Source organism: Brevundimonas sp. BH3, assembly GCF_045345115.1.
Taxonomy (GTDB): domain Bacteria; phylum Pseudomonadota; class Alphaproteobacteria; order Caulobacterales; family Caulobacteraceae; genus Brevundimonas.
Genome location: NZ_CP150796.1, coordinates 2,526,432 through 2,548,484 on the forward strand (window position 1 = coordinate 2,526,432; position 22,053 = coordinate 2,548,484).

A 22,053-nucleotide genomic window follows, 5' to 3' on the forward strand; every position below is an offset into this window, starting at 1 on the left:
CGGGCAAATGCCCCCTGGTCAGGCCAGTGTCAACCAATCAGGCACCCTCATTGGTCGAAGGCATCGAATTTTCTCCTCTTGCATTAGATGATATGATCGCCCGTTCCTCATAATCGGGTTCACGAATTTACGGCTTTCACACCATCCTGTCCGGAGGTTTCACCGTGCATAAATTCCCCCAAAGCGCCCTTTGCATTGCCGCCCTGATGGCCATCGGCACCACCGGCACTGTTGTGGCCAAGAACGCCTTTACGCTTAATCCTGCCGAGGTCCATGCCGGTGACTACAAGCTGGATTCCAGCCATGGCCGCATCACCTGGGAAATCGACCATGCCGGATTTTCCAAATATGTCGGCCAGTTCGTCAATGTTCAGGCTGAACTGAAACTGGATCCGGCCAATCCAGCCAACTCCACCCTGACGGCCACCATTCCGATTGCCGACATCGCTCCCAATGATGCCGCGCTAAAACGCCACCTGCTCAGTGCCGACTTTTTCGATGCGGAAAACCACCCGACCGCAACCTTCCGTTCGACCCGCATTGTTGTTGATGCCGACGACGCCAACGAAGCCGATGTTTATGGCGATCTGACCATTCGTGGCGTCACCCGTCCCATCAAGATGGAGGTCGAGTTCAACAAGGCGGGCACGATGATGGGACAATACCGCGCCGGTTTTGACGGCGAGGCCAAGATCAAACGCTCGGACTTCGGCATCAACTATGCCCTGCCGATGATTGGCGACGAGGTTGAACTGCATATCGAGGGCGAGTTCACCAAATAGGCGGATCCAGGTCCTAATCCGGTGGTGACAAGTCTTCGTACAGGCCGCGCGCCTCGCTGGCCGGTCCGCGTCGCTCACCCATCTGCACGACACGCACATGGGTGATGCGGCCTTGCAGGGTGAACATAACCTCGTCACCCACATGGACAGTGCGGCTGGGTTTATCCAGCCGCACCTGTCGTCCCTGATGGGTCAGGCGGATTTTCTTTTTGGACACCATTTCGGCGGCCAAGGCTCGCGTCTTGAAAAAGCGGGCATGCCACAGCCAGATATCGACGCGCCCCGATAGAGCGTCGACCTGATCTGCGGGATCAGGCCTCGCCATCGCCCACCGCTACGGAGGCCGCAGGTGCGGACGCGCCAACCTCGGGGGCAGATTTGGTCACCGCTTCTACAGCCGCCTCATTGCCCGATTCCGTATTCGCTACCGGTTTACGCTTGCGCGGACGGCGACGACGCTTGGCCTTGGCTTCGCCGCCTTCGACAGGCTCTGCACTCGCTTCGGTTACGACACTTTCAGAGCCTTCGGCAGCTTCTACCGATGGCCCGTCAGTCGTTGCGACATCCGCAGTCGGCTTGCGACCACGACGACGACGGCGTTTCTTCTTGGGCGCAGCCTCTCCATCCGTGGGGATTTCGCCGTCGACAGCATCACCGGCGCTGGCATCGGCATCAGCAGCGACTTCAGCCTCGCCCTCGACGCCCTCGGCCACAGCCACGCGCTCGCTCTTGGGCTTGCGACGGCGACGACGCTTCTTCTTCAGAACCTCGCCCTCTGCCGCGACTTCCGGCGTGGCCTCAGCCCCCTCAGCGGCCCCGGAAGGCGCGTCTGTACCCGCCTCGACAGCCGCTTCGGCTCCACCCTTGCCACGACGACGGCGGCGCTTCTTCTTCGGTGCCGCTTCGTCTTCGGTAATCTCGACTTCAATGCCTTCGACGGCTTGCGCCACGTCAGCCTTGGGTTTTTTCGGGCGGCGCGGCTTGGCCGGTTTGGCAGGTGGCGATGCCACCTCGGCCTTCAGCGCCATTAAGGCGGCAAAAGGCGAATCCTCGTCTATAGCCACAGGTCCGCTGGCGGCACCTTCCTCGCGGCGCGGCGGACGCAGGGCCGAGCGTACAGCCCGCGCCTGCCCCTCGTTCCATCCCAGTGTTTCAAGCGCTTCCTTGGACAGTTCGCCCCGTCCGGCCTTGCGGCTCAGGTCGGCATAGGTTTCCAGCAACTCCACCGGCACGGTAAAGCGACCCACAATCTGGCGTCCATATGCAGCCAGCGCCTGCGGTGTCGGCTTGTCACCGCGTAGTTCCAGCAAGCCCTCGCCCTTGAGCGCACGGCCAGCGCCCCGACCGACATAGGCCTGCATAAAGGCTTGCGCCCGCGGCTTCAGCATAGACGGCAACCACACTGCATGGGTGCCGATGCGAATGGCAAACTTGCCCAAAGACTTGCGATCTTCCGGCGACAGCACGGCCAGATCGGCCTGCACCTCAGAGCGCGGCACCACGCCACCTGCCTCGACAATGCGCCAGGCGATACCGCGCACCAGTCCCGACAGCACCCCTTGGTCAACAGCCCGCTTCAGGCGTTTCAGATCACGCAAGGCACGGCCTGCTTCTTCCAGCAGCCATGTCTCGACGCGTTTTTGCGCCGCATCGCGTGCCGCAGCGTCGCCAAGGTCGCCCACCAGCGACACCTGCGGATGGAACACGTCCTCGTTGGTAATGCGGGCCGCAGCCTCGCCTTGCCAGCGAACCGTTCCGTCCGCGTCCAGCGCAAATCCTGCGTCTTGCTCTTTGGCCAATACCTTTAGTCTCCGTCCAATCTCCGGGGCGACGGCCCGCAACGCTGCCTGACGCAACGCACGATCCGCAAGGGCCGAACCACCGGCATCCGGCGTGAATTTCACGCCATCCAGTCGCCCGACCATTTCACCCTCTACAGTCACTTCACCGTTGTCAGCCACACCGGCTATGACTTCGGCCGTATCATTCAGCACCCGCATCAGCGCCGCTGTGCGCCGATCCACAAAACGGGCCGTCAATCTCTCGTGCAGCACATCACTGAGCCGCTCTTCCAATACCTTGGTGCGCTCGGCCCATTCTTTGGCATTGTGCAGCCAATCGGGGCGGTTGGCGATATAGGCCAGCGTCCGCACACCCGACAAACGCGCCGAGATCTGATCGATCTGGCCGTCATCGCGGTCCAGATCATTAAAACGCGGCGCGATCCAGTCGTCCTGGAGGCGTCCGTGCCCCGTCGTCAGGGCGCTGAAAATCTCTTTGGACAGACGCGAATGTTCATCCAGAGTCGTCTTTTGGAAGTCCGGTAACTGACAGGCTTCCCATAGGCGCATCAATGCCCCGCGCGAACGGGCCACCTTCTTGATGTCCTCGTCCTGTGACAGACGGCGCAGCAAGGTTTCATCCAGCGCCGGCAGTGTCAGGCGCAAACCCGCTCGATCTGGTGTCGCTTCCAGCGAGCGCAACAGGTCCGGCAGGGTGTCAAAATCCAGCCGCGCATTACGCCATTCGGCAGCTTCCAGCGGATCAAAGCGATGTTCGGAAATCTGTTCGACCAGATCCTCGTCCAGCTCCTCGGCCTCGGCGGTCACACCAAACGTACCGTTGCGCATGTGGCGACCGGCGCGGCCTGCAATCTGGGCAATCTCGTGGGCGTAGAGGTGACGCGTGCGCCGTCCGTCAAACTTCCTCAGCCCAGCAAAGGCCACATGGTCCACATCCATGTTCAGGCCCATGCCAATGGCATCGGTGGCGACCAGGAAATCCACCTCGCCCGACTGGAACAGCTCGACCTGCGCATTGCGGGTGCGAGGGCTAAGGCTGCCCATCACCACCGCCGCCCCGCCTCTTTGGCGGCGCAACAGTTCGGCAATGGCGTAGACCCGCTCGGTCGAGAACGCGACCACCGCCGAACGGCGCGGCAGGCGGGTGATCTTCTTGGAGCCCTCATAGGTTAGGACCGACAGGCGCTCACGCGTGACGATCTCGGCATCGGGCACCAGCCGCCGCATCAGCGGAGCCATCGTGCCTGCGCCCAGGAACATCGTCTCGAAGCGCCCGCGTGCGTGCAGTAGACGCTGGGTAAACACATGCCCGCGCTCGGGATCGGCCACCAACTGGATTTCATCGACAGCCAGAAAATCCACCTGCCGTTCCAACGGCATGGCCTCGACCGTACAAACAAAATAGGCAGGTCGCGGCGGGACGATCTTTTCCTCGCCGGTAATCAGCGCCACCGACGACGCGCCACGCAGCTTGACAATACGTTCATAAATCTCGCGCGCCAGAAGGCGCAGCGGCAAACCGATCATGCCCGACGCATGACCCAGCATCCGCTCGACCGTCAGATGGGTCTTGCCGGTATTGGTCGGGCCGAGAATGGCCGTAATGCGCGAGGGCGCAAGGCCAGTGGAACGATCACTCATGACGTGCCTGCCCTAGCACATGCAGCCCGCCGAACCACAACCCCAAAGCGACCGCATAGCCGACTAAGCGTCGCTAAGATGGTTGATCAACGTGATAATAGCGATTTTGAGCAGATCGTGAATGAAACATTACCACGCGACGAAACGCGCCACGAACGAATCATGATCGAATCAGCTACACCGCCCGATTCGATGTTTGTTCTATACCACATATAGTAGATTAATACAGCTTAACCACAAAGTTTAACCCTGTCAGACCCACCACAAACCCGTCACACAAAAGAAACCCCGATCTTGATTAAGGTGGGGGCTTCCCTCCCCGCTTTTCCTCCACTACTCACCCCTCTGTGGCCCTGTAGCTCAGCTGCATAGAGCAAGGCTTTCCTAAAGCCGAGGTCGGAGGTTGGAGTCCTCCCAGGGTCGCCATTGTCTTGTCGTTACCAGTTAGAACCTGCTCAATACCAGTTAAGACCTGCTCAAGTTGCGAGTTATTCGCAACTTCTACTCCATGCGGTCCTGGGGTATCTCTGACGAAATTTTCAGAGCTTTTATGTTCGCTAATGACTGAGGCTGTGTAAAAACGGCTTCCGTTCGAGCGAATTAGGTTAGCCTCCTGAGGTCTTCAGGAGGTGGGTATGAACCGCTTCGTTCAGGGTGTAGATCGCCGGCAGCAAACTTTGCTTCCCGAGTGTCTCGATGACTATGTGGCCGAGGATAACCCCGTCCGGGTCGTCGATGTCTTTGTCGATGAACTGGATCTGGGGGGTCTGGGCTTCGAGGGTATGACGCCTGCGGCGACGGGCCGACCGGCCCATCACCCGGCCATGCTGCTGAAGCTCTATATCTACGGCTACTTGAACAAGGTGCAATCCAGTCGATGCCTGGAGCGTGAGGCACAGCGCAATGTCGAGCTGATGTGGCTGACGGGGCGGCTGGCACCGGATCACAAGACCATCGCCGACTTCCGCCGCGAGAACGGCTCCGCGATTCAGGCGGCTTGTGCCCAGTTCGTGGTGCTGTGCCGTCAGCTTGGCCTGTTCGGCTCGGCTTTGGTCGCGATCGACGGCTCCAAGTTCAAGGCGGTGAACACACGCGACAAGAACTTCACCGCCTACAAGGTGAAGCGGCGGATCGAGCAGGTGGCCGAGCATATCGCCAGCTATCTACAGGATCTGGACACAGCGGATCGCCATGAGGGCGAGGCCGCCGAGGCGCGGTCCGGAAGACTGGCAGAAAAGGTCGAGCGGCTGCGCGACCAGATGGCGATGCTGAAGGCCATGGAAGCTGAGGTCGAAGCATCGCCAGATGGCCAGATGTCTCTGACCGATCCAGACGCCCGCGCCATGGCGACGTCGGGTCGTGGCAGCGACATCGTCGGTTACAACGTCCAGTCGGCCGTCGAAGGCGAGCACCATCTGATCGTCGCCCACGAGGTGGTGATGACTGGCTCCGATAGGCAGCAACTGGCGAACATGGCCGGTCAAGCCAAGGACGCCATGGGCATAGAGACGCTCGATGTGCTGGCCGACCGGGGCTACTTCTCCGGCGAGGAAATTTTGGCCTGCGAGGCCTTGGGCGTGATGCCTTTCGTGCCAAAGACGCTGACTTCAGGTGCAAAAGCTAATGGACGCTTCGGAAAGCAGGACTTCGTCTATCTGCCCGATCAGGACGCCTACCGTTGTCCGTCCGGGGCGCTACTGCCGCATCACATGACGACCATCGAGAAGGGCATGACTCTGCATCGGTACTGGGATCGGGCCAGTTGCACCGGCTGCTCCCTGAAGGTCCAATGCACGCCCAGTGTCGAGCGTAGGGTCACGCGCTGGGAACATGAGGCGGTGATCGATGCGCTACAGGCCCGAATGGACCTGAGACCTCGCGCCATGCGCGAACGGCGAAGTCTAGTTGAACACCCGTTTGGGACAATCAAGGCCTGGATGGGGCACACCCACTTCCTGATGAAGCGACTGCCGAATGTGAAGACCGAGATCAGCCTCCACATCCTAGCCTACAACATGAAGCGGGTGATGGCCGTGCTGGGAACAAAGCCGCTGATGGAAGCGATCAGGGCATGAGATAATGACGATCTGCGCCTCGATGCCCGATGCGGATAAAACCTGCTCGGTGCGTTTTTACACAGCCTCGACTCTTGGTGGGCCTTCGAAATGCCCGCTTTTCGGCACCTCCTAAGGATCCGTCCTGTGAGCGGTGGCTCGTATAGTCCATCTCGAGGTCGCATGCGAAGCCGCCGGTCTTCGTGGAGTTCCTGGCGGATGCCCACCAACAGGCCGAGAAGCGGAGTGTCGCTTCGTCAGCGCACTTGAGCCGTTTCGATAGGGGCGGCCGATGTGGAAGAAACTGCATCGCTTCCGCGTCGAAGCAGTTCGTGTGTGAGGAGGTGGGCGAATATAAAAAACTGATTGCAATTTTAGCCCACCAAAAGTAAGGCTCGCATCCTGTAGAGGGAAAGAGTTTCGTGGGTTTGCCGGACAACAAGTTCAATATGTCGGAAGAATTCGTCCATCTGGCGCGGCTCGCGCTGGCCGGGCGGCCGCAAGATATCCAAGCCTTCCTTCAGCGCACGGCTCGTCGGGCGAAGGCCCAGGTGCCGGACCTTTCGATTGCCGTATCAGGTTTGTTAAAAGAGGCACCGACTCGAAGCTCCCCGCTGCGTAGGCAAGCGGAGGTGCCGCTGCCAGTAGATCTAGATTCTAGGCTCCAGCTAATGCGGGTTGAGGAGCGGCCAGCCTTGGATTGGGAGCCGGTCTTCATCCCTGCCGTCGCCTGTCAGCTCCAAGCGCTCGTGGAAGAACGTCTCAACCCGGATGCCTTGCGCGCCGCCTCCCTGGAACCCACGCGTACTGCACTGTTCGTCGGCGCTCCCGGCGTCGGAAAGACGATGGCGGCGCGCTGGGTTGCGCGTGAACTGGGCCGTCCCCTACTGACGCTCGACCTTGCCGCCGTCATGAGCAGTTATCTTGGCAGGACGGGCAGCAATCTCCGGCTAGTTCTGGACTACGCTAAGGGGATTGACTGCGTACTTCTGCTAGATGAACTCGACGCCATTGCGAAGCGCCGAGACGACCGCGAAGAGATCGGCGAGTTGAAGCGCTTGGTCACGGTGCTCATCCAGCAGATAGATGATTGGCCGTCCTCTAACCTCCTGATCGCTGCGACGAACCACTCAGAGCTTCTCGATCCCGCGATCTGGCGTCGGTTCGAATCTGTGATCGAGTTCCCCCTGCCCGACAGGTCCACCGTCGAGTCTTTTGTGTTTCAGGGTCTGAAAGACCACACTGAGAACGCTCAACAGTGGGCGCGCGCGATGTCGATTGCGCTTCAGGGGCAATCCTTCAGTGATCTCGCACGAAATATCGCCTTCGCTCGTCGTCAGGCCGCCCTGCGCGGGGAAGACCTCGACACACACCTCGCGGCCACACTGAAGGCCGAGGGGCTAGGCAAGCAAAGCCGCATCGACTTGGCTGTCGCGCTTGTCGATCAAGGCATCCTTTCCGCTCGGAAGGCCCAAGAACTAACAGGCGTAGCTCGGGATACGATCCGCACACGAAAGCGTGCGGGCCGGACGGATAATGTCGCAGAGGGGGCGAACGAATGATGAAACGCAACTTCCTTCTAGGTAAAGGAGAGCGCCTCGTCGAGGATGTGGTCGGCAAAACCGGCGGCGGCCCCAAGGATGCCCCCTACACATTCGCGGAGGCAAGATCACGCCTGACGCCCATGGTGAAGAAGACCGTCCGAGAGATCGAGAGCCTTCCAGATCTTGCCTGTCCCGGCAACCGCGCAGTCGCCTCCATCACGCTTAATCCGGAATACATCGCGAAATCCTATTTTCCAGCGGACCTTTTTCGCGCGATTGGCGTCGAGCCGATCGGAAGCAAGCCTAAAATCATCACGCCCGAGAAGCGATCTAAGGAGCGGCAGCCTGAACCGGCCATCACTACCGAACTCTTCGTGCTCGGTGATCGGTCGGCATTCTCACGCTGGGCCGAACAACTTCCGCAGTGGGCTGAATCCATGGCTGGGGCTAAGGCGCTAGCCGAAATCGAAGAAGTCTCCGCACCTTCATTTGAGGACAAGATTAAGGGGGACCTGCCGAAGGCGGGTATCCTCGTCTATGAGGTCGTTCTACACGCCGACGGGATTGAGGGTGAGGTTAGAGCTCTAGCCGAATTCAAGAAATACCTCGCGAACGTGGGTGTCACCGCAAACCTAGAACGCCGTTTCTACGCGGGGGGCTTGTGCTTCGTGGAAGTTGAAGCCTCAGCGTCCCAGGCTGAAAGCATTGCTGCATTCACCCTCGTGCGCGCGGTGCGGCAAATGCCCCCGTTGCGGATGCTCCGCCCTACTATCCCCCGTGCGACGATACCAGGACACCAACTCGTCCTCCCCCAGGAACCCAGTCTAGATACTTCTATCCGAGTGGCGATCTTCGATGGCGGAATACCGGCAAATCACCCGCTAACCGCGTGGGCGACTCCAATCGACGCAACAGGAGTGGGGCCTGTTTCAACGGAGTGTCTCGAGCACGGCGTTGCTGTTACCTCAGCCTTCCTGTTCGGACACATCGAGCCCAACAAGCCGGTGCCACGCCCCTTCTGCAATGTCGATCATTACCGAGTGTTGGATGACGTTCCGATCTCAGATCCGCACGAACTCTACGACGTACTCCAGAGGATCGAGAACGCCTTAGCCAGCGACCACTATGATTTGATCAACCTTAGCTTGGGTCCGGAACTGCCGATCGAGGATGACGACGTACATGCCTGGACAGCGGTTCTCGATACTTGGCTGTCCCGAAACAACGCGCTGATGTGTGTTGCCGTTGGCAACGGTGGAGAGCGGGACGCGCTCACGGGTCTGAACCGCATTCAGGTTCCATCGGACGCCGTCAATGCCCTAGCAGTGGGTGCGGCGGACACTCCGGACGCGACTTGGGCCAGAGCCCCTTACAGTTGCATCGGGCCTGGCCGGAGCCCGGGCCTAATTAAGCCTGACCTCGTCGAGTTCGGCGGATCGATCCAGCGCCCCTTCCTGGTGGTTGGGCCTGAGATGAACCCGGACCTGCGGCAGACGGGTGGGACCTCGTTTGCCTCACCCAGCACCTTGCGAATGGGCGCTGGAGTTAAGGCACATTTCGGCAGCGCCCTTGATCTGCTCGCCATACGAGCGCTCCTCATCCACAGCGCTGAAGTCAGTGAGCTTGGCCGCGAGGAGGTCGGTTGGGGCCGTTTAGCGCGAACTCTCGACGAGATAGTAGTCTCCGACGACGATTGTGTTCGGGTCGTATATCAAGGTGAGATCTCGCCAGCAAAATACATCCGCGCACCAATTCCGATGCCGGCGGGTGAGCTGGCGGGTAGCGTCGAGATTGACGCCACCATCTGCTACTCGACCGCTGTGGACCCGCACCACCCCGGGAATTACACACGCGCCGGCTTGGAGGTAGCCTTCCGCCCTCATTCGGAGAAGCGAAAGAACGCTGACCAGTTACACGCGAACACGAAGTCTTTCTTCGGGAGTAAATCGGCGGGGGTGACCGAGGATCTACTGCGCCGCGACGCCATGAAGTGGGAGAGTTGTCAGCACGCTAGAGTGCGCATGCAGGGCCGAAGCTTGCTCAACCCTGTGTTCGACATCCACTACAATGCGCGACTCGAAGGCCACAACCATGCGCTCACCGAAACACTGAAGTACGCGTTAGTAGTGACAGTCCGTGCCCGGTCAATCGCTGATTTCTACGACCGAGTAGTCCGGCGATATCCTACCCAGCTAGAGCAATTGCGCCCCGTGATCGATATTCCAGTCCGCGTCTAGCTATCGTAGCCCCGCTCAGGATCACTTCGAAACCCGCGATGGAAAGCAAAAAGTCACATAAATTCAGGACAGAACAACTCTATCATCGCTTACTGGCAAACGTGCAGCGATGCCTGATGGGCTTCGAGCTAATCTAATCGGCAGGGCGGGGATTCGATTCGGACTGGGTAATGCGCGCGTAGCGGGCTTTCAGATGTTTCGCTGTACGATCGATGCTGGGATAGACGGTTTTGGCGTTGATGTTCAGCCGATCCAACTCCGCCATGATGGACGCCTTGTTGGTGATGGTGATCCTGTTAATCGTGATCCCGTCTTGCCCTGCGTCGGGCATCTTGGCGTCCAGCCCATACAAGAGGAAGGCTCCAGACTGCGACTTGATCCGGTTGTTGGTTAGCTTGGCCTTCACGCATACGATGGAACCCAGATCGCTGGGTACAATGCGAGTATCGAAGTAGGGTTTCTCGCCTTTGATGAAGTGAATCAGCTTGCCGACGATGGGATCGACGTTGAAGTCTTTAACCGGCAGATCAAGCTTAAGGTTGTTTTTCTGCTCGTGGGTAAGATTGGCTAGGTTGGCGATACAACTGACCGTGTCCGAGTCGTAGTATTTGATACTGTCCTCGGCGACGCGGAAGATGACCACTTCTCCTGGCACGTCCTCTTTAATACCGGACTCGCCGCCGTCGCAGGCGAAAAACAGGGCAACAAGTGGATTGCTAGTGATGTCTAGTAACCGCGTCGGCAGCTCAAAATGCGCCATTCGGACCAAGCGATCCATACAGAAACGGTCGTTCCTGAATTCATCGTCATGCGCGATCAGTAATTCTTTGCAGAGTCGATCCTCGTTAGGCAGAAACCGCCATGCGCCTCCCTCGTCAGTTCGCAGGACCGACGGGATGAGTTCGTAGGTCTGTACGTCGTGGCCTCGGAAGAAGGTCTCCGTGTCCGAGGCTTCCTCAACGCCGAACAGGGTGTTCAGGAATTGCTGCACGCTTGACGCCTCACCCAACGTCACGCGTTGGGGCGCGGCCGGCGGGGTGGTCGCGGCGTCAGTGTCGGGCACCAACTGGGCACCCAGAGGTCGAGTCGGAGCCCGATCAAGCAAGTCAACGAGCATGGCTTTAACGTCGCCATCCCGCACCGCCCAGTGAGTCCGGAAGAGTTGGTAGGCTCCAGCCCGAAGAAGATCGCGAGCGGCGTCGGCGTCAACGAACTCGACCTCGCCGAAGTTTATCTCTTCATTGAAGGTCGCCTCGACGTTGTTGCTGCCGACGGTGATGTCGGAGACACGCCCGTAGCGCACCTCGACTGCAGTGCGCTCACTGTCTCGAATAATCTCGCTGCACAGGAATGTCGGCAGGCTTTCGAGATAGGCGAGCGCTGTGGTACCTAAGCTCTGTAGGCGAGCCCTAGTATCGTCCGAAGTGTACTCGAACATACGCCGCAGGGACATCGAGATGCGCCCTCCAGCCTGTGGTATGAAGTCGCGATTTCCGAACGAGATGTAGTTGAAGTTATCCGCCATTTCGCCTCCACGACTAAGTTTTAGGTGCTCAGCCCTAAGGTGGCAATCATCCGTGGTCCTAAGGCACGAAAAGATGCTGTGATGGTAGACGTGCGCAAAGCTCCGAAGGTGGATGGCAACAAAGTGGATTGGCTACTCCTAGCGCCGCTGCAAATGACGGCTGTTGGCGCTAAGCAATTATGTCGCCAAGGTCCGAAAGAAAGCGCAACTGCACAGGATACCGTCTTGGAGCGATATCGGGATGCGTGTGGCCCGAAAGCGCAATCTGCAGTGCGCGGGAAGCCATAAAAGTAGAATTGAGTTGGCAGTATATATAGAGAGGGAGCCATGACCGCATCATCTCTAAACAACATCAGATTTGATCTCTCCCCCTATCTCATTCATTTTTTTCGAAAATTGGACATCGACAGTTCAAGTTCCGTTTTTGCGGTTGAAGACTGGGGGCCGGGGGCGATAGTCGAAGACACGAAGATCTCGCCCCTCTTCCTTCTGCGCAACGCTATCCGCTCACAACGCCTGTGGGCCACTTGGTCCGTGCGTGGCGGTTGCCGTACGATCTATGGGCCTGATCCGGCCGTTTGTTTCACCGACATGCCGATAGGGGCCTTCCTGGAAGCCGGTCGGAACCGTCAGGCGAGAGGCCAAGCGATGAGCCCCTTTGGCATTCTGCTGCCGAAGCTCGGCGCAAACGCCGCCGGCGCGCGGCCTGCCATCTACGGCCTCAACGGCGCTCCCAACATCCCTGGCGGCAAGGGCGGCGGACTGCGGGTCATTCCGCCCAATGTCCTGCCCCTGGCGGAGCAGCACCGCTACGTGACCCTCAGCGCAGACGGCGTCGTCGACTGGACCCATGAACGCGAGTGGCGTTGGCCCTGCCGTGAAAGCCTAATCGACTATTCCGACCTGCTCAGCGGACCCGAGATTCCGGGGTTTTCGCTCGATTTGAAAGGCATGGGCGTAGTCGTGCGAACTCAAGCACAAGCGGATAAGGTGCTCCATGATTTGCTCGTGCTGTCCGACCAAGGTGCTCCCGGTCGCTACGACTTCATCATCGTGGGCGACAAAATCGGCTCGCTTAAGGCGTTGCGAGATCCGGTTGACGTTCAGGCGGCGCTGGTCGCAGCCGCCATCGATCTTTCTTCGTTCCGATCCATGGACAACGTGCGGGCGAAGAGCCTCGTATCTGACTTCGACGCCTGTGTGGCTGCGGTCAATCGGACGCAGGCCGGCAATGGGACTAACGAAAAGGGCGGGTGCTGGCTTTGGTTAACCGACGCTAAGCACGAGATGACACGCGCGCTCCGACAGACCGGTCGGGTGACGGTCAATAGCGACGGGCGGTACCTGGTGGACGTCACCGCCTTCGATCCAATCCTGCCCTTGGCAGAACGCGAAGACCTGATGCAGCGGCTCGCCAACCTCCTCGACAAACGCCATAATCTGCTTGCAACCTATCATTCGGTTCTTGGGAAAATCGACCCAAACGCCACCCCGCACTATTCTGATCCGCCGATCGAGAACCGTCTTATCTTTAACTACGCACACGATGAAGCCGACGAGTGATCGTGTTGCCTGCGACAACCGCGCGGATGGGTCCATCCTAGGGGGCGGCGGTTACCCGATAAAGCCGGTTGATCATCTTCGAGGCTCGCCAGAGTTAATATGGCCGATCACAAGAATGGCCCAGGCAAGTCGGGGATGGCGCGTCAAGCGAATGTCCGCCATCGCGCTTAGTTCACCACGCGACACCTCGACTACTTAAACCTAGCCAACGTTGATGGCGTTTTAAAAATCGTGCCCATCGAGTCCTGAAGGTCCGCTCTCCGGAGGCCTGTGAATGTCTGCTTCTGGCGCTTATGAGCCATTGCGATTGCACGATAAGCCCCCCCGCGCCCTGCAATGCAAACCAATATCGCCCTAAAGATTAATCCACTGAATGTACAACAACATACTATTTGAGTATTGTTTATAACCAATATTTCACTACATTACACATGTAAAAATAATTACTGTGACTCATTTAATATAATTTGAAACAATGCCTTCGCGCTTGCCGAGTCTCGCACTGAGCACAAGACCGCGCATAGCTCGCATCTCAAATGCGAAGAAGGAGCTTCAAAACATGATACCGCCTTAAAAAGGTCTTTCGTATCAGCAGCTTGCTGCCCATACGACAAAAACCCCAGATCGAAACCCGGGGCTCTTGCAGGGAACCAAGTCCCAAATCATTCCGCAATGATCGGCAATCATTCCCCTGAAGAGAACTCGAAGTCAAACGCGTTTTTGATGAAACGGGCATCGATCTAACTCGCCCCTATACTAAGTCAATAAAATAAAAGGATTTTCCCATGAACCTTGTTCATGACGACTTCCGCGCGCCCGGCTTCCAACTATCGACGGAACTGAATGAAGCGCTTCTGGCACCCGCCAGCCCTGCTGAACGTCACTCTTGGGAGCACCTGACGGCACAGGCCACATTGGTTCTGCCCACGAATGGCTGCTCCATTAGAAGCATCATCACAGGCCGACGCATCATCACGACCGGGGTTTACGCGAGCCGGAAGTCTGGCCGAGCCCATCCCTATGAAAGCATGAATGAACGCGCGTTCTTCATGCACTGCGAGGTCGACACAAACATTGTCGATTACCGAGCCCAACCTTTCAGGTTTGAGTTCGTGGTTGATGGCACCAAACGCACCTATATCGCTGACGCCGTGGTGCTCTTGGCCGATGGCACTGTTGAGGTCATCGAGATCAAGAATGATCGCCGCTTCCTTCAAGACCCCGATTACCAGCTCAAACTCAACGCTGTTGCCGACATTTGCAGACAGGTGGGATGGTCATTCCGCATCTTTCTGAAGGAGGCTCTCTTCATACCATCAATGCGGTGGCAGGCGATTGAGGACATTCAGTCCTGGGCCTTCACAGCCTACACAACGACTGACGTCTACCAGGTCGCTCAATACCTCTACCGCCGGGGCTCACGCGAGCTTGGAGAAGTCGCCGACTGCCTCGGAAGGAGAGCGCTCGGTATCGCCAAACTGAAGGCCATGATGGTTGCTCGCATCGTGGATATGGATCTCTCCAAGCCGCTAAACGATCGAACGCTCGTCACGCTGATCACCGACGGCATGGGAGAACTGGTATGAGCTCCTTGAAACTGACGGTCGGCGACATTTGGGAAATTGAAGGTCAGCGCTACCTGCTCGATCCCATGATGGGGAACGGCTTTCTGCACATGCGCAATGAGCGAACAGGTGCCCCTCTTCAGATATCCCTAGATGGCATCAGCCTACAAACGCCTACTCATGACTGGTTAGTTGAGCAGTTTGCCACTGGGCGCGCACATCGCATTGATCTCAACGGACCATCCCGACACGCTCTTGTTTCCCCGCTCGTAGCCTCCGGCGATTACGAGACTATAATAGCTAAGGACCCTGAAGCAGCCTTCCGCCAGTCCGTTTTGAATGCATTAGATCGGCTGGACCCTTTTCCGCGTAGTAACAAGGGCATTCGACGGGCGCTCGCCACCATATGGGAAAAGAAACCTCAGACGTTTGCTGGCAAGAAGCCGCCTTCCCCAACAAGTATCCGAACTTGGCTTAACAAGCGTGGCGAAACGGGCTCACGACAGCTGAAGTTTATGGTCAGCCGATCAGGTAGGACACCACGTAAGAAAAGGCTTCCTCTGTCTGTTCATCGCCGTATGCACGAAGAGGCCCTAGCCTACTGGGCAAATCATCAAAAGACCGTTGGAGATGCCTACGATGATCTCTGCTTCTACCTGAAGGGCTTAAACTCGTGGATCTCCCGGCGCTCAAGCAGATGGCGCGAAGTTCCGATCCCATCCAGAGAACGCTTCCGCACCCACCTGAGGTCCCTCGAATGCTACGAGACAATCCTCACGAGGTACGGGAAGCAGGAAGCGGACAAACGATTAAAAGCGAACGGTCCAGGCCTTTATGCCCATCGCCCCTTAGCGCTAGGCGCTTTGGACCACACCCCAGCCGACTACCATGTGGTGGTGGATTTCAACGGCTGGAAATATCTAGGCCGCCCTTGGCTCACCACCATTATAGATGTCTACTCAAGATGCATTGTTGGATGGGTTCTGACCTTTGAACCGCCTTCCTTGTACTCCGTTACAGAGTGCATAAAACGCTCGAACCGCCCCAAGCTAAGAATGCTTGATCGGTTTCCGGACTGCCCTGAGCTTCAGGACATCTACGGAAAGTTCGACGAAATTATCGTTGATAATGGATGGGAATTTACAGGCTCGTCCTTTGAATCAGCCATGATTGATATGGGTACTAGCGTGCGTTGGGCCCCGGTCAGATCACCTACCTATAAGGCAGTTATTGAGCGCCTCTTCGGGACTTTCAATACAAGACTCCATCGCAAACTTCCGGGCGGCACTCTTCCGATCGAACAGATGCGAGCCTGGGGTATTGATCCGCAGAAAGATGCAGTGCTCACCCTGGAACAGGCCGAAGACCTGATGATCTCTGCGATAGGAGTTTACCACCAAGAGATCCACTCATCCCTTGCCGAGGCTCCAATAAAGCATTGGTCTCGAGCTGTTCGCGAGCAAGGCGGCGTTCAAGTCATCGGTGACGACCGCCAACTAGACCGGATGCTAGGTGCCAGCAAAGAAGCCACCCTGACAACGTCCGGTGTAAAGCTCTTCAATCTTCAGTTCCATGACCCTGCGATTACCGGGCCTATACTAGAGGACTTGGCCCGATCGGAGCCACTGAGAAGGCGCGCCAAAGGGTCCACTACGGTTCCCGTTAAGATCAAGTACAATCCAGCGGATCTAGGGCAAATATCGCTTTGGCATGCCAAACTCGGAAAGTTTGTAGAACTCCCCTGTACCGAGGCTGATTACGCCAAAGGCCTCAGCAAATGGCAACATGACTGCATGCAGGCTTGGATCCGAGAGGAACAGGTTGCGGATGCTGACGAGCGCCTCGCTCGTCGCATCGAGCTTAGACGAGAAATCGAGAAGCTCACTCCAGACAAAGTACTTTCTAGGAGCAAGCGCGCCCACGCACGGCTTTTATCATCGCCGAAAATCGAAGCCTTGGCTTCGTCAACGCTCAGGGTGGAATACGCACAGCCACGCCATGATGGAATGGCTCCGGTTATTCCTACTGCATCACTTGCGGCTGAAAGAACCGACGACCACGCAAAACCCGTCAGACCTGCTCGCGGAAGTCACAAACGTAAAGCCGCATCTAAAGGTAACTCCGAGCCCCAAGCTTCAGCCAGCGTCGATTGGAGTCAGATCACCGATGCAGAACCCCGCTGGGAGGGTTTCAAATGATCCGCACGTCGTCCGAGATCAACGAGGAAATCGCGACCAAAATCGCGAAATTCAAAGCTGTTTTCATTCCTTATCCCGCACACGTGAATCTTCATGCCGAGTACGATCTCATGCGCAAACTCAACAGAGAATTGCGAGGTGAGCCCCAGTATGGGCTGCGCGTACTAGCGCCTACGGGATCAGGAAAATCGACAACTGCGGTTTCATACATCGCCTATGTGGAGAAGACGACACCACGTACCGCAAACTACATTCCAGTGATCAAGATCGATCTGGAGCGGCATATGACATCAAAGAAGTTGATGGTGCTAATCCTCCAGGCATTCGACGATCCGTTTCCGAACTATGGCAATGAACTGATGCTCAAAAAAAAGGGTCATTGCTTGCTTTGAACGCTTCAGAACGGAGCTTCTTATCGTCGATGAGGTCCAGCACTTGAACTATAGGAGCGGGTCCAAAAACGATGTCACCGACACACTGAAGAGTCTACTTGATACAGGCGTGGTGTCTATCATCTTCCTTGGTACAGAGGAGGCGGAGAAGATGTTTAACCGCAATCTTCAGCTAAATGGCCGCTTACGCGCTCCATGCGATCTGAAGCCCCTTTCAGCCAAAAAGGCAAAGGACCAAAAGCTCTTTGCCGGCTTTGTCGCTCATCTCGACAAAGCACTGGTGGACATGGGCATACTGCCTCAACTCTCAGGGCTAAACGATCCTAAAATCCTCGCATCTCTGTTCGAAGTCTCTAGCGGTGTTGTTGGACGTGTCGTGAGGTTACTTCACGTCGCCCTTGAAGCAGCAATCCGACGAGGGGCCTGTCAAATAGACATTGCTGACTTGTCCTGGGCTGTAGACGCGTGGGCTGTGGAGCAGGGCTTCGTCAAAAGAAACCCATTCCGGGATGGCCGCTTTGATTGATACCCCCCTCCCGAATGAAACTGGGGTTTCGGTCTATCAGGGGAAGAGCTTGCTCTTCCCCATCCAGCCTGTCCCAGGAGAAACGCTACTAGGGTATATCGCCCGCGCAGTAGATCGAAACTACCTTGGATCAGTGCAGAGCTTCCTGGCGATGGGAGGCCTAAATGTCAGCATCAAAGGTGACTACCTCACCAAGCTCTCCAACAACCTACCGATCCTTTCCGAACTTCTAGGAGTACCGACCTCGGATCTGCAGCAGTTATGGGGAGCCAAACCGCTAACCGAGGACGGTAAGCGCAAACTGGGCGGAGTTTACCTGCGCCCACATCAGATTTGCCAACACGCTCGAAGGCTGCCTCAAACCCAAGAAGCACAGCCTCATGATCAAGCCTCTTGGATGATCAGCCACTTGGATTTTTGTCCGGTTAGTTGGACCAGGCTGACCAATGACTGCCCGATCTGCAACCAAGCACTCACATGGCCCCAGGCGAGAGCGATTCATACATGCGGCCGCTGTGGAGGGTTACTCTCGTTTTCAAATGCGCGGCGAGTGCCCATCAAAGACCGCGAGATTCTCAGTTGGGTGCTGGAGTTGTTCAGCGACGACGAGCAAACCGTTACGGAAGCAATCAATCAGGTTCCGACCTTTTACGAGGTCCAGTCAGCAACGGACGTTTACGAGCTCGTTCTAGCCTTTGCTCAAGCGGCCTATGGCGAGCGCTTCGAGCTCTTCAGAACCAAAGGCAGATGGGGTCCCGAGTACGTGGCTGCGGGTGCCCGTATGGTCCTCGAATATCCGAGACCAGTGTGGGACCTGTTCCGAGATTCAGAGGACCACAAACTTCCGGCTTATTTATCAACGGCCATGCGCGTCGCCAGAGATCACTCCCAGCCTGTAGTTTCACGCAACATCGAGCGTTTGATGGCTACGCATCGCAGGCAAGGTGTAGGGCGAGCCTCTACAGTCGAAAATTTCTGTCATATGGACATGAGCCTCACACATGCTGGGTATTTGCTGTCCACTACGCCACAAGGCGTTCAGGGGCTCATTGAAGAAGGTCACCTGGTACCTACTAAGCCATCAACAAATTTTCGTTTCACTAAGGTCTACCGTCGTGAAGTCGATGCACTAAGAGAACGTCTTAGCGAGTGGTTCGACAAGAACGAGTTTAAACGGAAGTACTCCCTACCCGACATAGCTATCGAACAACTGCTTGCATCCAGCTGGTTAATTCCAGAGTTCGATCCAATGATCAGGCTTCTTAAAGGTGATCGCGCCTTCGCCCCTCACTCCGCACGCCGCCCTCTGGATGAACTATCCTGGCTGAGAGAAGTAGACGATGAGGAGGGCTACATACCTTTAAGTGCGGCCTTCCGAGGAATTGGTGGACGTGAAAAGCCTTGGTTGCCGGTGATTGCCGCTGGCTTGGACGGAAAATTTCCCGGAGGTGTCGGTTTGCTCAAAACTGGCGACCGCCAATGCCTAGCAGTCCACGAGGCCGCAGCCAGAGCGGTGATAATGGGTGGACCAGAATTCCAGGGACCCTACAGCTTTAATGAAGGTCATTATGGTGGTCATTATCGGGACTGGCTCAGCCCCAGCGAGACTGAGGATTATCTAAACTGTACCGCTCAAGATGTGGTCTGGCTTAGAAACCGAAGGCACATCACAAAGCTAGAACACGAAAAGCCACGCTACTGCCGTGCCTCTGTTCAGAAGGCGGGAATAGAGTTCATGAGCACAAGAGAGGCCGCGTCTCGGCTAGGCGCGCCTCCCAAAGATATTTGGCCGATTATTGAAGCCTGCCAACCATCCACTTCGATAGGCCAAGGCTTCATCACCGTGTGGCATTGGAAGCGATGATCAAAGTGGAAGCCCCTAAAGCTTGCTGGTGGAATTGACGCTGCCCACATCAAAGGAACCAAATAAAATGAGTTCTATCGATTATTCATCCTTCAAAAGCCCCCTCAATCATCCAGGTGAGCACCTGAAGTTGGAATATCTACCGACATACGGATTGAGCCCCGCTGAGTTCTCGTACGCGATTGGTGTGGATAGCGAGCAGACCATCGAGTTGCTCAATGGCGAACGCTCTATGACCGCAGAACTTGCCCTACGCCTCGCGAGGTTCTTCAACATGTCACCCGAGTTCTGGATGAACCTTCAAGTGCAAATGACCTGTCACGAGAGGCGATACGACTTAGAGGGGAGCTCGAAAAACTAGCCCCAGCCCTGCAGCCTTAGCTATCTGTTTTCGCCTAAGCGGCATTTTCAGAAGTGGCTAAAAATACTTCTAGTGCCTCAGTCATAGCTGGGTCGACGCTGATATGATTGCGACTCTTGTTATTGATCACAATGCACGAAATTCAAGAAAGCGGCCAACCAAGTCGATAGCACTTTCCGACGCGGCATCACTTAGTACCAAACAAGCAAGTCTGAAGCTATTGCTCGTGCCGGATTCGTATTCTGTACGATTGTATCTCTCATCTTCTCTTCGCACGACAGTCCAACCGGTAACTTGACGCGTCAAATCCGCGAGCTTTCGGCCACACCCACCATAACGGCGACTAAACCGCATCAAGTGCGACTAACCTGTCACCATCAGCATCATTGCCAGGGAGGGGAATCTTGCACATCGACACGGTAAAACGGGACAAGCGACTTGAGTTCGTGAACACAGGCCTACCCGCCGAGACCGGACTCGCAAATGCGTTGCTGCTGATCGACCTGAACGACGACGAACCGCATGAACTGGGCGGTTATCTGGAACGCCGTGGTTTCCAAGTGATGAGGGTCGGCTCGGTGGGTTGCCTGCACGGTAGTGGAAAACCGCTTTTAGAAAAATTCGAGGCGGTAGTGTTGATTGTACGCCTGCCGGACGCAAAGGCGCTCGCCGCCATTCGCCAGTTGAACAGCTCTAACGCACCGCCCTTACTGGTCGTCGCGCTGGAAGGGGAGACGGTGGAACGGGTGCTGGTGCTCGAGATGGGGGCTGACGATCTGGTAGGACGAGAGACCGAGCCGCGTGAAGTGCTAGCGCGGCTGCATCGTCTGATCCGCCGACAGCCAGAACCGAATGTGCGCTCCCACCGAGCGGAGGTTCACATCTGGGCGCTCAAACCCTCTCAACGAAAGCTGATCACGCCTTCGGGCTGTTCTATCAAGCTGACGGCGAGGGATCAGGCGCTGATGAACGCATTCTCTGATAACACTGACGGCCTACTGCTAGACTGGGACTATCCGCGCGGTCATATCCGCACCGCGATCAGCCGCCTAAAACGCAAGGTAATGGCCGACGCTGGCGTCGCCTTGCCTATCCATAACATCTGGGGTCAGGGCTATCGTTTCGGTGCCAATCTGGTGCAGACATGAGCACCCTGCGTTCCGATACTCACCCGGATGACGGCGTCGCCCGCGCCCGGTTGATGAAGCGAAAGGCTGTGATCACAGTCGAGTACGAAGTCGAAGACTATGTGGGAGCAAAAGCTCAGGAGAGTCGAATTCGTCGCGCGCTGGTCGATCTCAGCCCGGACTTTGACCGCATCGACATCCGTTTTGCCGATCGTCGGCCGCGCACAATGCCGCGTGCAACCGCCCCCAACAGAAGTTGGCCACACGACTAAGCAACGTTCGAGCGTTCAGCAATCGTCGACGACGTACAGGACGTTTTGGGCGCTCCATTGGCAATTGGCTCCGCTGTAATAATGAGGCAGAGCCGATCCGCCAGCGCATTTCCCGCCGCCGTCAGGGCTAGGTGTCGGCTGCGACCGTCCTTTCCGCGAAAAAGTTCTACCAGACCATAGGCAGGCGCAAGAGAGCCGGGCTCGCCCTCAACCGCCATGGCGCGTACTCCGCGTGAAACACTAGCGTCGTTTCGATCGCACAGTGACGAAAGTTCGAGCATGCGAATGCCTTCCTGACGCCGGATGTTCAGGAACATTGCCAACTGGCTGAGACTCAACCCCGGTGCCGCGCGCTCGACTTCGACCAGAGCCGCCAGCAGAGTCTGCGTCATGTGATCGGCAGTGTCGGTCATGGTTGCGGCCTCCCCCCGTTCGGATGCTATTGTGATGCTAAAAATACGTATTCGATCGCTTCAACCGGCCTTTTGGCCGATTTCATCTTCGTTCCGTCGCGACAAGTGGCGCATTTCGTCGCGCCTAGTGACCACTTCGCCGCATCACCTTTGCACTTCGACCTTGGTTGGTGCTTCTGTGCCCCCA

Annotated in this window: 16 protein-coding genes, 1 tRNA gene and 1 pseudogene; 14 read left to right on the plus strand and 4 right to left on the minus strand. The window is 57.1% G+C overall.

Going from position 1 to position 22,053, the window contains the following annotated elements; all coding sequences use genetic code 11:
* Positions 1 to 164: 164 nt before the first annotated feature.
* The gene (locus WEU32_RS12460) at positions 165 to 782 is read left to right on the plus strand and encodes a YceI family protein (RefSeq protein WP_312811885.1); all 618 of its coding nucleotides are present in this window, start codon (positions 165 to 167) and stop codon (positions 780 to 782) included.
* Positions 783 to 795: 13 nt separating this feature from the next.
* On the opposite strand, the gene WEU32_RS12465 is transcribed toward WEU32_RS12460, so the two are convergent.
* Together WEU32_RS12465 and WEU32_RS12470 are read right to left on the minus strand one after the other, a co-directional pair.
* On the minus strand, positions 796 to 1,107 hold the full coding sequence (locus WEU32_RS12465; protein ID WP_406852107.1) for an RNA-binding S4 domain-containing protein: 312 nt from the start codon (positions 1,105 to 1,107) through the stop codon (positions 796 to 798).
* A 631-nt stretch (positions 1,108 to 1,738) separates the two neighbouring features.
* Positions 1,739 to 4,225: pseudogene (locus WEU32_RS12470) on the minus strand (helicase-related protein); the annotation flags it as partial.
* A gap of 349 nt (positions 4,226 to 4,574) precedes the next feature.
* Here WEU32_RS12470 and WEU32_RS12475 point away from each other — a divergent pair.
* The 4 genes from WEU32_RS12475 (at position 4,575) to WEU32_RS12490 (ending at position 10,060) form a co-directional block, all read left to right on the plus strand.
* A tRNA-Arg gene (locus WEU32_RS12475) sits at positions 4,575 to 4,651 on the plus strand.
* A gap of 209 nt (positions 4,652 to 4,860) precedes the next feature.
* A complete protein-coding gene (locus tag WEU32_RS12480; protein ID WP_406852108.1) occupies positions 4,861 to 6,300 on the plus strand; it encodes an IS1182 family transposase in 1,440 nt (479 codons plus the stop codon).
* Between the two features lie 407 nt (positions 6,301 to 6,707).
* Positions 6,708 to 7,841 carry an AAA family ATPase gene (locus WEU32_RS12485; RefSeq protein WP_406852109.1) on the plus strand — a complete coding sequence of 378 codons (1,134 nt, stop codon included), beginning with the start codon at positions 6,708 to 6,710 and terminating at the stop codon, positions 7,839 to 7,841.
* A complete protein-coding gene (locus WEU32_RS12490) occupies positions 7,838 to 10,060 on the plus strand; it encodes a S8 family peptidase (protein WP_406852110.1) in 2,223 nt (740 codons plus the stop codon). The genes WEU32_RS12485 and WEU32_RS12490 overlap by 4 nt, the downstream gene beginning before the upstream one ends.
* A gap of 133 nt (positions 10,061 to 10,193) precedes the next feature.
* Here WEU32_RS12490 and WEU32_RS12495 read toward each other — a convergent pair whose 3' ends face one another.
* Complete coding sequence (locus WEU32_RS12495) at positions 10,194 to 11,585, minus strand: FRG domain-containing protein (protein ID WP_406852111.1); 1,392 nt, start codon at positions 11,583 to 11,585, stop codon at positions 10,194 to 10,196.
* Positions 11,586 to 11,912: 327 nt separating this feature from the next.
* On the opposite strand from WEU32_RS12495, the gene WEU32_RS12500 reads away from it, so the two are divergent.
* From WEU32_RS12500 to WEU32_RS12540, 9 genes are all read left to right on the plus strand, one after another.
* Entirely contained in the window at positions 11,913 to 13,148 is a 1,236-nt protein-coding gene (locus tag WEU32_RS12500) for a DUF4427 domain-containing protein (RefSeq protein ID WP_406852112.1), read from the plus strand.
* 785 nt (positions 13,149 to 13,933) lie between these two features.
* On the plus strand, positions 13,934 to 14,734 hold the full coding sequence (locus tag WEU32_RS12505; RefSeq protein WP_406852113.1) for a TnsA endonuclease N-terminal domain-containing protein: 801 nt from the start codon (positions 13,934 to 13,936) through the stop codon (positions 14,732 to 14,734).
* Positions 14,731 to 16,911, plus strand: a complete 2,181-nt coding sequence (locus WEU32_RS12510; RefSeq protein WP_406852114.1) for a hypothetical protein — start codon at positions 14,731 to 14,733, stop codon at positions 16,909 to 16,911. Before WEU32_RS12505 ends, WEU32_RS12510 begins: the two co-directional genes overlap by 4 nt.
* Entirely contained in the window at positions 16,908 to 17,303 is a 396-nt protein-coding gene (locus WEU32_RS12515) for a hypothetical protein (protein WP_406852115.1), read from the plus strand. The genes WEU32_RS12510 and WEU32_RS12515 overlap by 4 nt, the downstream gene beginning before the upstream one ends.
* 22 nt (positions 17,304 to 17,325) lie before the next feature.
* Positions 17,326 to 17,829, plus strand: a complete 504-nt coding sequence (locus tag WEU32_RS12520) for a hypothetical protein (protein ID WP_406853452.1) — start codon at positions 17,326 to 17,328, stop codon at positions 17,827 to 17,829.
* On the plus strand, positions 17,813 to 19,693 hold the full coding sequence (locus tag WEU32_RS12525) for a hypothetical protein (RefSeq protein ID WP_406852116.1): 1,881 nt from the start codon (positions 17,813 to 17,815) through the stop codon (positions 19,691 to 19,693). Before WEU32_RS12520 ends, WEU32_RS12525 begins: the two co-directional genes overlap by 17 nt.
* Positions 19,694 to 19,721: 28 nt before the next feature.
* Complete coding sequence (locus tag WEU32_RS12530) at positions 19,722 to 20,054, plus strand: HigA family addiction module antitoxin (RefSeq protein WP_406852117.1); 333 nt, start codon at positions 19,722 to 19,724, stop codon at positions 20,052 to 20,054.
* Positions 20,055 to 20,458: 404 nt separating this feature from the next.
* On the plus strand, positions 20,459 to 21,202 hold the full coding sequence (locus tag WEU32_RS12535) for a hypothetical protein (RefSeq protein ID WP_406852118.1): 744 nt from the start codon (positions 20,459 to 20,461) through the stop codon (positions 21,200 to 21,202).
* Positions 21,199 to 21,453, plus strand: coding sequence for a hypothetical protein (locus tag WEU32_RS12540; RefSeq protein ID WP_406852119.1), 255 nt, complete (start codon positions 21,199 to 21,201; stop codon positions 21,451 to 21,453). Before WEU32_RS12535 ends, WEU32_RS12540 begins: the two co-directional genes overlap by 4 nt.
* Here WEU32_RS12540 and WEU32_RS12545 read toward each other — a convergent pair.
* Entirely contained in the window at positions 21,450 to 21,866 is a 417-nt protein-coding gene (locus WEU32_RS12545) for a hypothetical protein (RefSeq protein ID WP_406852120.1), read from the minus strand. The two genes, WEU32_RS12540 and WEU32_RS12545, sit on opposite strands and share 4 nt — an antisense overlap.
* Positions 21,867 to 22,053 lie beyond the last annotated feature (187 nt).

Coding starts and splice junctions, on each gene's coding strand:
- WEU32_RS12465 (WP_406852107.1), bottom strand. CDS start 1,107: ATGGCGAGGCCTGATCCCGCAGATCAGGTCGACGCTCTATCGGGGCGC.
- WEU32_RS12480 (WP_406852108.1), top strand. CDS start 4,861: ATGAACCGCTTCGTTCAGGGTGTAGATCGCCGGCAGCAAACTTTGCTT.
- WEU32_RS12490 (WP_406852110.1), top strand. CDS start 7,838: ATGATGAAACGCAACTTCCTTCTAGGTAAAGGAGAGCGCCTCGTCGAG.
- WEU32_RS12495 (WP_406852111.1), bottom strand. CDS start 11,585: ATGGCGGATAACTTCAACTACATCTCGTTCGGAAATCGCGACTTCATA.
- WEU32_RS12500 (WP_406852112.1), top strand. CDS start 11,913: ATGACCGCATCATCTCTAAACAACATCAGATTTGATCTCTCCCCCTAT.
- WEU32_RS12505 (WP_406852113.1), top strand. CDS start 13,934: ATGAACCTTGTTCATGACGACTTCCGCGCGCCCGGCTTCCAACTATCG.
- WEU32_RS12510 (WP_406852114.1), top strand. CDS start 14,731: ATGAGCTCCTTGAAACTGACGGTCGGCGACATTTGGGAAATTGAAGGT.
- WEU32_RS12515 (WP_406852115.1), top strand. CDS start 16,908: ATGATCCGCACGTCGTCCGAGATCAACGAGGAAATCGCGACCAAAATC.
- WEU32_RS12525 (WP_406852116.1), top strand. CDS start 17,813: ATGGCCGCTTTGATTGATACCCCCCTCCCGAATGAAACTGGGGTTTCG.
- WEU32_RS12540 (WP_406852119.1), top strand. CDS start 21,199: ATGAGCACCCTGCGTTCCGATACTCACCCGGATGACGGCGTCGCCCGC.
- WEU32_RS12545 (WP_406852120.1), bottom strand. CDS start 21,866: ATGACCGACACTGCCGATCACATGACGCAGACTCTGCTGGCGGCTCTG.